The organism is Pannonibacter sp. SL95, from assembly GCF_026672425.1.
In the GTDB taxonomy this organism is placed as follows: Bacteria; Pseudomonadota; Alphaproteobacteria; order Rhizobiales; family Stappiaceae; genus Pannonibacter.
In genome coordinates this window covers 1585489-1598374 of the sequence record NZ_JAPPRC010000003.1, presented here as the reverse complement: position 1 = coordinate 1598374, position 12886 = coordinate 1585489, and the positions used below count along the sequence as shown (strand labels likewise).

At 64.1% G+C, this 12886-nt stretch carries 12 protein-coding genes; 4 read left to right on the top strand and 8 right to left on the bottom strand.

Going from position 1 to position 12886, the window contains the following annotated elements; genetic code table 11:
• Nucleotides 1–5: 5 nt before the first annotated feature.
• The 4 genes from OVA12_RS08190 to gatC form a co-directional block, all read right to left on the bottom strand.
• On the bottom strand, nt 6–1607 hold the full coding sequence (locus tag OVA12_RS08190; protein ID WP_268136154.1) for a glucan biosynthesis protein: 1602 nt from the start codon (nt 1605–1607) through the stop codon (nt 6–8).
• A 265-nt stretch (nt 1608–1872) separates the two neighbouring features.
• Nucleotides 1873–2970 (bottom strand): NAD(P)/FAD-dependent oxidoreductase, encoded by a 1098-nt coding sequence (locus OVA12_RS08185; RefSeq protein ID WP_268136153.1) that lies wholly within the window; start codon nt 2968–2970, stop codon nt 1873–1875.
• 24 nt (nt 2971–2994) lie between these two features.
• Nucleotides 2995–4467 (bottom strand): Asp-tRNA(Asn)/Glu-tRNA(Gln) amidotransferase subunit GatA, encoded by a 1473-nt coding sequence (gene gatA / locus OVA12_RS08180; RefSeq protein WP_268136152.1) that lies wholly within the window; start codon nt 4465–4467, stop codon nt 2995–2997.
• 18 nt (nt 4468–4485) lie between these two features.
• Entirely contained in the window at nt 4486–4773 is a 288-nt protein-coding gene (gene gatC, locus OVA12_RS08175; RefSeq protein WP_268136151.1) for an Asp-tRNA(Asn)/Glu-tRNA(Gln) amidotransferase subunit GatC, read from the bottom strand.
• 147 nt (nt 4774–4920) lie between these two features.
• Between gatC and OVA12_RS08170 the strand changes: the two genes are divergently transcribed.
• The 4 genes from OVA12_RS08170 to OVA12_RS08155 all read left to right on the top strand — a co-directional run bounded on the left by OVA12_RS08170 (nt 4921) and on the right by OVA12_RS08155 (nt 8748).
• Nucleotides 4921–5565 carry a TetR/AcrR family transcriptional regulator gene (locus OVA12_RS08170; RefSeq protein ID WP_268136150.1) on the top strand — a complete coding sequence of 215 codons (645 nt, stop codon included), beginning with the start codon at nt 4921–4923 and terminating at the stop codon, nt 5563–5565.
• Between the two features lie 115 nt (nt 5566–5680).
• On the top strand, nt 5681–6562 hold the full coding sequence (locus OVA12_RS08165; RefSeq protein WP_268136149.1) for an FkbM family methyltransferase: 882 nt from the start codon (nt 5681–5683) through the stop codon (nt 6560–6562).
• 265 nt (nt 6563–6827) lie between these two features.
• A complete protein-coding gene (locus OVA12_RS08160; protein ID WP_268136148.1) occupies nt 6828–7154 on the top strand; it encodes a helix-turn-helix domain-containing protein in 327 nt (108 codons plus the stop codon).
• A gap of 91 nt (nt 7155–7245) precedes the next feature.
• Entirely contained in the window at nt 7246–8748 is a 1503-nt protein-coding gene (locus OVA12_RS08155; protein ID WP_268136146.1) for a hypothetical protein, read from the top strand.
• Nucleotides 8749–8843: 95 nt separating this feature from the next.
• Here OVA12_RS08155 and OVA12_RS08150 read toward each other — a convergent pair whose 3' ends face one another.
• The 4 genes from OVA12_RS08150 to OVA12_RS08135 all read right to left on the bottom strand — a co-directional run bounded on the left by OVA12_RS08150 (nt 8844) and on the right by OVA12_RS08135 (nt 12703).
• Entirely contained in the window at nt 8844–9236 is a 393-nt protein-coding gene (locus tag OVA12_RS08150; protein ID WP_268136144.1) for a c-type cytochrome, read from the bottom strand.
• A gap of 133 nt (nt 9237–9369) precedes the next feature.
• Nucleotides 9370–9729 carry a DUF5368 domain-containing protein gene (locus OVA12_RS08145; protein ID WP_268136142.1) on the bottom strand — a complete coding sequence of 120 codons (360 nt, stop codon included), beginning with the start codon at nt 9727–9729 and terminating at the stop codon, nt 9370–9372.
• Nucleotides 9730–9744: 15 nt separating this feature from the next.
• Nucleotides 9745–11076: an NAD(P)/FAD-dependent oxidoreductase gene (locus OVA12_RS08140; RefSeq protein ID WP_442793822.1), complete on the bottom strand. Its 1332-nt coding sequence runs from the start codon at nt 11074–11076 to the stop codon at nt 9745–9747.
• A gap of 400 nt (nt 11077–11476) precedes the next feature.
• Complete coding sequence (locus OVA12_RS08135) at nt 11477–12703, bottom strand: M24 family metallopeptidase (RefSeq protein ID WP_268136140.1); 1227 nt, start codon at nt 12701–12703, stop codon at nt 11477–11479.
• Nucleotides 12704–12886 lie beyond the last annotated feature (183 nt).

Genomic DNA, 12886 nt, shown 5'->3' with positions numbered 1-12886 from the left:
TGCACTCATACCGTTTGGTTCCATTGGTACATCCAGGTCTCTGTCACCGGCTTGCCGTTAAGCGCCAGCGACAGGGTCATTTCCGAGGGCCGGCTGCCGTCTTCGCGCAGCAGGTCAAAGATATAGCGCCAGCTTCCGCCTTCAACCTGCTGCAACACAGGGTTCTGGACGCTGGCATTCTGCACCCACAGGCGCGGCTCCAGCGCGGCGTCAGACCCCAGGCCCATCAGCGGCCCACCCTTGAACTCGACGACAAACTTGCGCAAGGCATCGTCGTAGTCCGACGCAGCCGTTCCGCCATGCCCGGCGCGCGTGTGAAGCACCTGCGCCAGGTCCGTCCCCGGCTCAGGCTCACGGCCCCAGTACATCCGGTATCTGAACCGGTATTCCGAGCCCGCTTCCGCACGGGTATCGGGGATCCAGAACGCGACGATGTTGTCGTGAATTTCTTTTTGCGATGGAATTTCCGCCAACATGACATGACCGCGCCCCCAGTCGTCAAGGGGCTCGATCCAAAGAGATGGCCGGCGCTGATAATGCGCTTCCATGTCCTGATAGCTGGCAAAGTCGCGATCCCTTTGCAGGATCCCGAAACCCTTCGGATTTTCTGCCGTGAAGAACGACAGGGCCAGATTGCGCGGGTTGACCAGCGGCCGCCACTGACGTTCGCCAGACTGCTGCAGGATCAGAAGACCGTCGCTGTCATGGACCTCGGGGCGGTAGTCATCGAAGCCGAGCTTGTCGTTCTCGCCGTAGAGATACATCGAGGTCAGCGGCGCAATGCCAAGGCGTTCGACCGCGCCGCGCAGGAAGATGCGCGCGTCGACCTCGACCTCGGTGTTGATGCCCGGCGTGATGCGGAACGAATAGGCGCCGGTGACGCGCTCGCTCTCCAGCTCGGCGAAGATCTTGATGAAATTCTGTCCCGGCTGCGGCCGCTCGATGAAGAAGCGGGTGAAGCGCGGAAACTCTTCCGGCCGGCCGGCGGCGGTGTCGATCGCCAGACCACGGGCGGACAGGCCGTAGATCGAGCCCTTGCCGAGCGCGCGGAAATAGCTCGAGCCAAGGAAGGCGATCAGCTCGTCACGGTAGTCGGGACGGTTGAGCGGATAATGCATCCGGAACCCGGCGACACCTGGAAGGTCGATGCCCTCATAGTCGGCAGCAACCAGCGGCTCGCGATATTCGAAATCCGCGCCGGTGAAGTGCATCTCGCGCAGCACCGGGCCGTCGATCTCGAACACCTGGACCGGCTTGGTGTAGAGGCCACCCGGATGGAAGGCCTGGACTTCGTAGCCAAGGTCATCATTGCGCCAGACGGCACGGTCCGAGCGGAAGCGGATCGCCCGGTGCTGGTCATAATCCAGCTGCGCGAACTTGTCCGGCAGGCCGATGACCGTTTCCTGATAGGCGTCGCGCGCCTTGGCCCGCATCCGCTCGACCATCTCGTCGAAGGAATAGGCAGGGGCTGCGGGTGCCGCAGGGGCCGGAGCCGGCGCGGCCGGCTGTTGCTGTGCTTTGGCTTGACCGGCAAGAAGTGGCAAGGCACCGGAAAAAGCGCCAAGGCACAGGGAACTGGTCACAAGAAACTTGCGTCGGTCGATCACGTCATCTGCCCGAAGGAGGTGTTACACCAGCGATGTAGGGGAGCCATGCGCATTCTTTCGACTGCATGGCTATGCGGCAATAATATGAGGGACTTAGGCCTCTCGTCCATCAAAATGCTGCAACGCGGCACACCGGGCCTCATTATTTTTGTCGCATGGTGAGAGTTGAACCATCAACCCGTTAACAAGCCGCCTTATCGCAACCTGTCAGGGTTTATTTAGGTGGCAATTGAGGCGGGATTTCGGGGACTGCGCCAAGATTGGATTAAACTTCGTTAATCCTTGCGGCAACTTCGCCGGCAATCGCCAAGGCCGAGGTGAGGCCGGGCGATTCGATGCCGGCAAGTACCACCAGTCCGGCGGCCCCATGGACCGCGGGACCATCGATCCGGAAGTCCTCGGCCGGATCGCCAGGACCGCCCAGCTTGGGACGGATGCCGGCGTAGTCCGGCTCCAGCGCGCCGGGCGGAAGACCGGGCCAGTACTGCCGGATCGACGCCTCGAACAAGTCCCGGCGGGCGGGGTTGACGCGATAGTCCTCGGTCTCGACCCATTCCACATCCGGGCCAAATCTGGCCTGGCCGCCAAGATCGAGTGTCAGGTGGATGCCGAGGCCACCGGGCTCGGGAACGGGATAGATCAGATGCGAAAACGGCGCCCGGCCTGACAGGCGGAAATAGTTGCCCTTGGCAAGACCGAAGCGGAGTTTTGGGTAGCCGGCCAAGCCCGGCAGAAGCTGACGCGTGCCCAGACCCGCCGACAGGACAAGCCGCTGACAGGTCAACCGATAGCCCCCCTCCCCGGCGATCTCGACGGCATAGCCACCGGGCACAGCTTCGATGGCGGCAACAGCGGTGTTGAGCACGACCTGACCACCGGCAGCCTCCAGATCGCCCTGGAGCGCGAGCATCAGTGCGTGGCTGTCAATGATCCCAGTCGATGGCGACAGGAGCGCTGAGCAGCAGTCAAGTTCCGGCTCCAGCGCAAGGGCCTCGGCCCGAGTGAGGCGCGTGAGATCCGGGACGCCATTGGCTGCGGCAGCGGCGGCGATGGCCGTCAGCCGCTCGTCTTGCGCGGCATTGGCGGCAACGATCAGCTTGCCGATCCGGCGATGAGCAACACCGCGCTCGGCGGCATAGGCGTAGAGCAGGTCGCGGCCCGCAACGCAGAGCCGCGCCTTGAGACTGTCCTTCGGGTAATAGATCCCCGCGTGGATGACCTCGGAATTGCGGGCGCTGGTTTCCGAGCCGATGAGGCCGTGGCGCTCCAGCACCATGACCTCATCGCCGGCAAGCGCCAGAGCCCGCGCGCTTGCAAGACCCACGACCCCGGCACCGATGACAAGCGTCTGCACATCAGTCATGGCCGGGGCCTTCGATCCTTGCTGTTACCACCAGCGGCTGGCGGTAAAACGGCCAGCCGCCTTCTCGATCACCTCGGCGACCTGGAACAGCGTCTCCTCGTCAAAGGGACGGCCGATCAGCTGCAGGCCGAGCGGAAGACCGGAGGCCGACAGGCCAGCGGGAACCGACAGGCCCGGCAGGCCGGCCATGTTCACCGTCACCGTGAAGATGTCGTTGAGGTACATGGCGACCGGATCGGTGATCTCGCCCGGCGCAAAGGCCGCGTCCGGGGTTGCCGGCGTCAGGATCGCATCGACGCCCGCTTCGAAGGCAAGGTCGAAGTCGCGCTTGATCAGGGTGCGGACCTTCTGCGCCTTGAGGTAGTAGGCGTCGTAATACCCTGCCGACAGCACGTAGGTGCCGATGAGAATGCGGCGCTGCACTTCCGAGCCGAAGCCGGCAGCGCGGGTGTTCTCGTACATGTCGACGATGTCATTGCCCGGCACGCGCAGGCCGTAGCGAACGCCGTCGTAACGGGCAAGGTTCGAGGACGCCTCGGCCGGGGCAACGATGTAATAGGCCGGCAGCGCGTATTTGGTGTGCGGCAGCGAGATGTTGACGATCTCGGCGCCGGCGTCCTTCAGCCAGGCAATGCCCTGCTGCCACAGCGCCTCGATCTCGGCCGGCATGCCATCAACGCGGTATTCGGCCGGAATGCCGATGCGCAGGCCCTTTACGGACTTGCCGAGCGCGGCTTCGTAGTCCGGCACCGGCAGGTCAACCGAGGTCGTGTCCTTCGGGTCGACGGAGGCCATGGACTTCAGGAGGATGGCGCAGTCGCGCACGGTCTTGGCGATCGGGCCGGCCTGGTCGAGCGACGAGGCGAAGGCAACGACGCCCCAGCGCGAGCAGCGGCCGTAGGTCGGCTTGATGCCGACGGTGCCGGTGAGCGCGGCCGGCTGGCGGATCGAACCACCGGTGTCGGTAGCAGTGGCCCCAAGGCAGAGGCTGGCGGCAACAGCGGCAGCCGAGCCGCCCGAGGAGCCGCCGGGAACCAGCGCCTGGTCAGACCCGGTCTTGCGCCACGGGTTGACCACGTTGCCATAGTAGGACGTCTCGTTCGACGAACCCATGGCGAACTCGTCCATGTTCAGCTTGCCGAGCATTACCGCGCCATCGGCCCACAGGTTGGACGTGACGGTCGATTCGTACTCGGGCTTGAAGCCGTCGAGGATGTGGCTGCAGGCCTGGGTGTGCACGCCCTTGGTGGCGAAGAGGTCCTTGATGCCCAGCGGCAGACCTTCGAGTGCGCCGCCCTCGCCCTTGGCAAGGCGCGCGTCGGAGGCCTTGGCCATGTCGCGGGCCTGGTCGCCGGTCACTGCAACATAGGCGTTGATCTTCGGATTGGCGGCCTCGATGGCGCCGAGGAAAGCCTCGGTCAGCTCGGCCGAGGAAAAGGACTTGGCCTTGAGGCCGTCGCGGGCGTCGGCCAGGGTCAGGTTGGTCAGATCGGTCATGGTTCGGTCCTCGCCCGCTTATTCGACAACTTTCGGGACAACGAAGAAGTTGTCCTCGGTGACCGGCGCGTTGGCGACGACCTTTTCCGGATAGCCGCCATCGGTGACGCCATCCGCGCGCTTCTTCATGGTCTGGGCGACGACAGAGGTCAGCGGCTCGATGCCGTCGATGTTGACCTCGTCCAGCTGCTCGACGAAGCCGAGGATGGCGTTGAGTTCGCCGGTCATGCGGGCCGCACTCGCCTCGTCGACCTTGATGCGCGCCAGACGCGCAACCCGCTTCACTGTCTGAATGTCTACGGACATGACAAGTTCCTGAAATTTGAGCCGTTTCCAGCCGGGATCCATGGCATCGCGACAATGCCTTGGCGCTGTTATTGGCGGCCTTCTCAGCAAAACACAAGCGGCCGCACAGGGTTGCGCGGCGGCATAACCACATTTACGGTATCAGGCATGACCGTAATCGAGACAGAACCCGCCCGGGGACGGCCCCGCCAGACCGCACTGACCACCCGCATCGTGACCGCAACATTAGAGGAGCTGGGGAGCCATGGCCCGGACAGGGCCTCGCTGGCGCGGATTGCCCGGGCCGCCGGCACCAGCCAGCAGGCCCTCGCGCGGCGCTGGGGCGCAAAGTCCGCGGTGCTGGCCGGCGCGCTGGACGCAGCCCTGGCCGTCCTTCCCGGCGCCTCGGTGCTGCGGGGCAGCAGCCATGGCGCCACGGCCGAGGACCTGACCCGGTGCCTCGCCACAAGCCTTGCCCCTCTGGCAAGCACACCGCTGGGCCGGGCCTACAGCATCGCCCTGACCGCCAGCGGCGATCATACAGCCTTGCGCACTGTGGCCCTTGAGCACGAGGCAAGACTGCGGCTGACCCTGCGCCAGATCCTGATCGCCACGCCCTTTGAAGCCGAGATGGACGCCCGCATCGCGCTGGCGCTTGGCTTCCTGCGACTGGCCGTCGCGACGCCGGAGCCTGCGCCGGACATGGACCAGCTGCGCCGCGTCGCTGAACTCATCCTTGGCCTGATCGCGCCGCGTGCACCGGTTGGCCCGGCCCAAGGCCAAGTGGCGGAAGACGGACTGCCCGGGCTGTGACTGGCGCTGCGCCCGCGTGGGTGGGGCCGAGTTGAACCATCCGGCATTCCGGTCTAAGAGGTTGCCGCTGTCCCGCAGGGACGATCAGACCACCACGACGGATCGGACGCACCGCATGTCGCTTGAAGAGCTTTTCCGCACCTATCGCGCTCCCGCAGAGGCCCTTCGTGCTGTGGATGGCCGCTTCGTCAACTTCCTTGGCGTTTCGACCGCGGCCAGCATCCTGCCGCAGGGCCCGGCCCTGTCCGGCAAGGTCTATGACGAGTTGCCGATCCCCGGCGACAGCGTGTTTGCCGGCGCTGCCGAATACCAGGCGCTGCTGACCGCCATCGATGCCTGCAAGGCACAGCCGAGCCTGACCGTCGCCGAGTTCGGCGCGGGCTGGGGCCCCTGGGTGTCGGCAGCCGGCGTCGTCGGCAAGCGTCTCGGCATCAAGGACATCCGCCTGATCGCCGTCGAGGCCGACAGCGAGAAATACAAGCTGATGCAGGCGCATCTGGCCTACAACGGCCTCGCCGGTCAGGACGGGGTGAGCATCGCGACCTATGAGGGCGCGGTCTGGCACACCGACACGACGCTGAATTTCCCCAAGAACATCGTCGCCGTCGATTTCGGTGGCCGCGTCAGCGAGACGAGCCACAGCACCGACTATCGTGGCATGGCCTACGAGACGACGGAAATCCGCGCCTATTCGCTGGAAAGCCTGCTGAAGGGCGAGCGGACCATCGACTACATGCATGTCGATGTGCAGGGCGCCGAATACGAGATCCTGTCCCGCGCGGGCGACCTGATGAACGAGAAGGTGAAGTACCTGTTCATCGGCACCCATTCGCGCCTCATCGACGGCCAGCTGCTGGAGCTGCTGCACAAGTGGGGCTGGGACATCCGCTTCGCCAACCCGTGCCAGTTCGTGTTCAACCGGTCGATCCCGACCATCGAGGGCATGACAGTGGCCGATGGCGAGATCTTTGCCGTCAACACCCGGCTGGCCGGCTGACGAAACCCGGCGAGCGCCCTGCCCTCACGGCAAGGTGATCAGATCCGCATGTCCCTGATTGCGGCAATTTGACGACAACGGCCGTCCTTGCCATTGCGCTGACGTCGATTCGCCCGTATGTTGAGTAATTACTATTTAGCTGCGAGGGAACATTTCCCTCGCGTCTCAACCCGCTTCGGGCGCCGCCAGTTCCCCGTGACTGCCCTCCTCCAGGGCAGCCGGTTGCGAACGGCGAGGGCCAGAGCAAACAGGAACGGATCCAGTTATGGTCAAGACCGTTGGTTCCCAGGCTCTTGTCGATCAGGAGCATAATGCCGTTCAGCTGCGCAAGGCGGCTGGCGAATGGCTGAAGTCGATGCGTGAGGCCCGCGGCCTGTCGCAGACCGAACTCGCCGAACTGGTCGGCGTGGACTACTATTCCTTCGTGTCGCAGATCGAGAACGGCCGTGGCCGCATCCCCGCCGGCCGTTTTGCCAAGTGGGCCGATGCCCTCGGCATGAAGCGCAAGGAATTCGTTTACCATATCCTGCGCTACTATGAGCCGGTGGTGTTCGAACTGCTGTTTGAAGACATCGAGCAACAGTCCGCCTGATTTTTCCGGGCAACTGCACTCCGCGCTTCGCAATCCCTTTCGGATCGGCCATAGTCTGGCTTGATCGAACCTGCAAACGGACCGCCGACGCATGTCGCTTCTGTTCTTCTCGCCCCGCTCCGCGCAGCCTGCCCCGTCGAACACGGGTGACTGGCGCCAGCAGGAGCTCGCCGAAATCTACCGCGTGCTGCACCTGCTGCAGCAGAACGGGCTCGGCGTGGATCTGGACCGGGGCGTAACGGATCGCAACGAGCCGTGGGCGGTGTTCTTCGACCCGACGGGCGACGACGTCTTCCTGCATCTGGCCCGGCTCTCCGGCGAATACATCATGGTCAGCGAGCCGCTGAACGTGAAGGTGAAGGCACGGAACTTCCGTCAGGCGGTCGACCAGTTCGAGGCGGCGATCAGCGGCAAGCTGCAGCAGAATCGCGAGCGTCCGGGCAATGTCGTCAGCCATCCGGCGGCGCAGTTGCTGTTCTCGCTGGTGGCCGTGTTCCTGGTCGTCAAGAGCAAGGCTGCCCAGGCCCATGAGGCTGACGACGATGCGTCGGGCTTCGATGACGTCAGCCACAGCCAGCTGGCCAAGATCCGCGCCGTTCTGACGCGGCTGCAGGAAAGCGTCGACAATCCGGTTCTGATGGCTGCCATGGTTGGCGCGATCGTTGTCACGGTTGGCGTTGTCCGCGAAGACTTCGACAAGCAGCTGGCCGGCGAAGAGGCACATACCGAAGCCCGCGCCGATGCGTCCGACAAGGTCTCCGACAAGATCACTCTGGCCGACGCCTCGGAGCGCGTGATCAATGACGTGGACAGCAAGATTGTTCACGGTGATGACGCGCAGGACGGCAAGGTTGCTGCCAGCGACGACGCACCGCGCCATCTGGCCGATCTGCAGGTTGCCCACCATGATCCGCGCATCGAACCGGCCAAGGTTCAGGACGCATCGACCGGTGAGCATGTCACGGTGACGCAGTCGTCGCAGGACGACGCAGCGCGTGGCCGGCCTGCCGAGGCTTCGACCAGCGGTACCGCCGAACGGCCGACGCTTGGGACCGAGACGGCCAAGTCATCCGGCTCGACGACGTCGAATGGCACGGCGGTCACCGACGTGGCAGATGGCATTGCCGCCTCGTCCATCGTCCTCGTGGCTGCAGCGCAGGCTTTCGAAAGCACCGTTCCCGCTGGCCTGCCCTTCGACAGCAAGTCGATGGTTGCAGTCACCATCGGGGCCAATGCCTCGCAGGTCCTGCCGATTGTTGCCAGCACCGACAGCGGCAACAGCGTTACAACATTTGACGGCGTGACCGCTGCCAGCGGCAATGCCGGCTTCGCGCTGCAGGACAACAGCAGCCTGCTGCTCAACTCCCTGCCGAGCGCCGATGCAAGCAAGCTTGTCCGCAGCATCGTGACGGCCTTCGATCAAGTGAATGTCTACAGCTACGGCACGAACTTCCTGTTTGTCGTCGACACGGACGTGGTGGTGAATGACGGCGACCAGATCGCTTTCGTCAACACCCAGGTCGCCGACAACATCACGATCTCGTTCATCGGCACCCGTGCGGCCTTTGATGCCGCCGGCGTGTTCATCGCCTGAACCGCGACTGGACCGAGACAGAACTGTAACCAGGCGCGTAATCGCGCCGGAGCCTCGAAGGCACCCGTCATTTCATTGCGGGTGCCTTTGGTGTTTCAAGGGCGCGGTTGACGGGCCTTCAACGACATCAGATAGGCAACGACATCGGCCTTTTCGTCGTCGAACAGGCGAAAGGTCGGCATCGGAAAATGGTCTTCGGTGAGGAAGCGGCGGAAATAGGCCTCGTCATGGTCGGGCAGCTGGACGATGACCTCGTAAGGCGGGGCGTCAAAGGCGGCAGGATCCTGATCAGGGCGGGGATGGCAATCCCGGCACCAGGTCTCGATCACCGCCTCCCCGCGACGCGCCGCCTCGTCTGCGGCCGCCGCAGAGGTGGACGGTCCCACGACACCCGACCACAGCAGCAGACCAGCCAGAAGCGCAAGGACCAGGCTGCGGCCTGAGACCGCTGGAGACGGACGCTGCTGCTGAGTCTGATTGTGAGCCATTGCCTGCATCTCCCTGTGGTGCCTTGAAAAACGCAACCTGGAACGAAATGCATGACACAGACGGCGGACCGTGCCCTTGATCCGGGTCAAGGGCACGTCGCGGAGCGTGACATCAGACGTCGAAGGCGGCGGGTCAGGTTGCCTTGCCGGCACGATTGCCGAACAGCCCCTGAACCACATAGGCAAGCACGGTGAGGCCAACGGCCCCCGCGACGCCGATCAGGATCAGCGCAATCACATCGACCGGTCCGCCGATGTCGGAAAAGCCGGAGTTGGTGACGAATTGCACGAACAGGATCGCGGCAACCGCGCCGATCGGTGCCAGCAGTTCCGCCCGGACCAGCTGGCTGGCGACGACCTTGCGGTCGCGCAGCAGCACGTAGAGGAATGACAGGGTGATGAGCACCGCCCCTGCGACCAGGGTCCAGAACAGGGTGGCGCCGAACATTTCCTCGAAAACGGCGAGGAGCATGCCAAAGGTCAGTTCTTTCATGATTGGCTCTCCGCTTCAGGCCCGGCCGCGCAACATGGCATTGTAGGTCGCCTTCAGGGCGACTTCCTTCATCAGCCAGGATACCCAGAGTTCCTCCAGGGGAGCGATCACGCCCGGGAAGGAGGGAACCAGATTGTCCTTGTAGTCGAACTCGACCAGCATGGCCCGGCCGATGCGGGTTATCAGCGGACAGGAGGTGTAGCCATCATAGCTGGTGGTGCCTTCCTTGCCGACGATGGCGGCGACGAGATGATCCTCGACCACCGGCACCTGCCATTTGACGCTGGCCGCCGTCTTGCCTTTCGGCACACCGGCGATGTCACCGACCGCAAACACCTCAGGGAAACGGACATGGCGCAGGCTGTGCTTGTTGACCTCGGCCCAGCCCTGCTTGACCCAGGGACCGTCCTGCCAGGGCAAGGGGCTGTTCAGCACCACATCCGGCGCCCGCATCGGCGGAATGATGTTGGTGAAGTCGTAGCCGATCTCCTTTGGCCCGTCGGGGGTCGTGAAGGTGGCGACCTTCCTGCCCGGGTCGATGGCTGTCATGACATGCTCGCGGCGCACCTCGATGCCCCGGTCCTCGAACAGCATGCGCACCTTTTCATGCACGATCGGCACCGAGAACAGCGCCTTGTTGTGGGCGGCATAGACCATCTCGAGCTTGCCACGGTTGCCCTTGCGCCGGGCAATGTCGTCGGTCAGGAACGCATATTTGAGTGGCGCACCGGCACATTTCATCTCGGTTGCCGGACGAGAGAACAGGCCGACACCGCCCTTGTCGGTAAAGCGGCTCATTTCGGCATAGGTCATGGCGGCATAGTCCGGTCCGGCATAGACCGAGCCGATGCCGTTCTTGCCGATGAGATCCATCGACATGCCTTCGATCTGGCCATAGTCGAGCGTCAGACCGGTGGCGAGGATGAGGAAATCATACTCGAGGTCCTTGCCGGAGGCCGTCGTCACCTTGCGGGACACAGGATCGATGTTGGCCGCCGCCTCCTCGACCAGCGTGACGCCAGAGGGCAGCCAGTCGGTGGTGGCGGTGACGGAATAGGACGCAGGCTTCAGACCGGCGGCAATGAGCGTGAAGCCCGGCTGGTAGAGGTGCTGCTTGCGGCCATCGACGATGGTGATGCTGGCACCGCTCAGCCGGTCGACCAGGCGATTGGCGAGAGCTGTACCTGCCGCGCCAGCGCCAAGGATCACGATCCGGGCCTTGGTCTGAACCGCTGAGGCGCGGGCCGGGCTTGCCAGTGATCCCAGCGCGCCGGCACCACCGGCGGCCATGAACACCTTCAGGAAGTTGCGCCGATCGAGGGAGAGCTTGTCGGTTTGGCGGGTCATGCGACGGCCCTCCCTTGCTGGCGGATGGCAACGGTCCCGTCCCGTCGGCCTGCTCTGTCTGTCATGTCGATCCTCCTCAGTCTGAACCTGGCTCCTGCCTTCCCTCCAAAAGGAGCAGTCCGCCGCGCACAGCGAACATGGAGCCATCATATGTTCATAGTTCATTGTATTCGAAAATATACAATTAACAAGCGCAAGGCGACATGCCGCAACGAAATCCCCATGAGACAGCCGCCCTGTCTGCACGCAGGGAGAGTATTGGGCGGCATCGGTCTCGACCATACCGGGAACTGCGCATGTCCCAGCCGGACCACAGGCATGGCAGGACCGCCAGGACGGGACCTGCGGGGACGACTTGGTCCCCGCCCGCGCAGACCCTGTCAGGGCTGGCAAGTCCGGCCTAGCCGACGATGTTGTGTTCGGGACCGAAGGGGAAGCCGGTGATGTTCTCGGCTCCGGTCTCGGTGAGAATCAGGATGTCGTGTTCGCGGTAGCCGCCTGCCCCGGACAAGCCTTCCGGGATCATGATCATCGGTTCCATCGACACGACCATGCCGGGCTCCAGCACCGTTTCCACGTCCTCGCGCAGCTCAACCGCCGCCTCGCGGCCGTAATAGTGGCTGAGCACGCCGAAGGAATGGCCGTAGCCGAAGCTGCGGTATTGCAGCAGGTCGTAGCGGCGGTAGATGTCGTTGAGGGTGGCGGCAATGTCGCAGCAGCGCGCGCCCGGCCGGATCAGCTCCAGTCCGGCGCGATGAACCTCGCAATTGATCTCCCACAGCCGCAGATGCGCGTCGGAGACGTGATTGCAGAAGAGCGTCCGCTCCAGTGCCGTGTAGTAGCCGAAGATCATCGGGAAGCAGTTGAGGCTGAGAATGTCGCCGGCCTGAACCACGCGGTTGGTCACCGGATTGTGGGCGCCATCCGTGTTGATGCCGGACTGGAACCAGACCCAGGTGTCCATCAGCTCGACGAAGGGGAAGGATGCGGCGATCGCCCGGACCATGGCCTGCGTGCCGGCAAGCGCCACCTCGTGCTCGGGAACCCCTGCCCGTACGGCCCCAGCCACCGCCGCGCCGCCGATGTCACAGATGCGCGTGCCTTCACGGATCAGCGCCTGTTCCTCAAGGCTCTTGATGGTGCGCATGCGCATGACCGCATCGCTGACATCGACCAGTTCCACCCCCGGCAGGGCGGCCTGAAGCTTGGCCATCAGGTCGAGGGACACGTGGTCGAACTCGATGCCGATGCGCGCCGGCTTGCGGCCTGAGGAGAACAGCGCCGCCTGCAGGGCGTGGAAGTAATTGTCCTTGTTCCAGTCGGTGTAGGTGAGCGCATCCCCCAGCACGCGCCGCCAGGGCTGGCCTCCGTCGATGCCGGCAGCGATCACCGTCGCGCGGTGCTCATCGACGACAAAGCCGTAGCGGCGGCCGAAGGAGCAGTAGAGGAAGCCGGAGAAGTAGCAGATGTTGTGGTAGCTGGTGAACACGCAGGCATCGAGCTTCAGCTCTTCCATCCGCCGCCGCAGACGGTCCTGCCGGCCCTGAAGCTCGCCTTCAGAAAAGGGCGACCAGCTCTTCTCACCATTTTCAAGCACTTGCAGTCGCGGCATGTCATCGTGATGCATGATACTTCTCCTCACAGTGCGCTGGTGGGCCTATTACCAGCCGGCCATAACGAAAAACGGGCCGGCTTCCAGTCAAGGAAGCCGGCCCGCCAGGCCCGATCTCGGTGCGAAAAGTCATGTCCGGTGGCAGGCCGATCGCCCGCAGTCCCGGCCCGGAACTGGCGTACCGCCCCGGGTCCACTT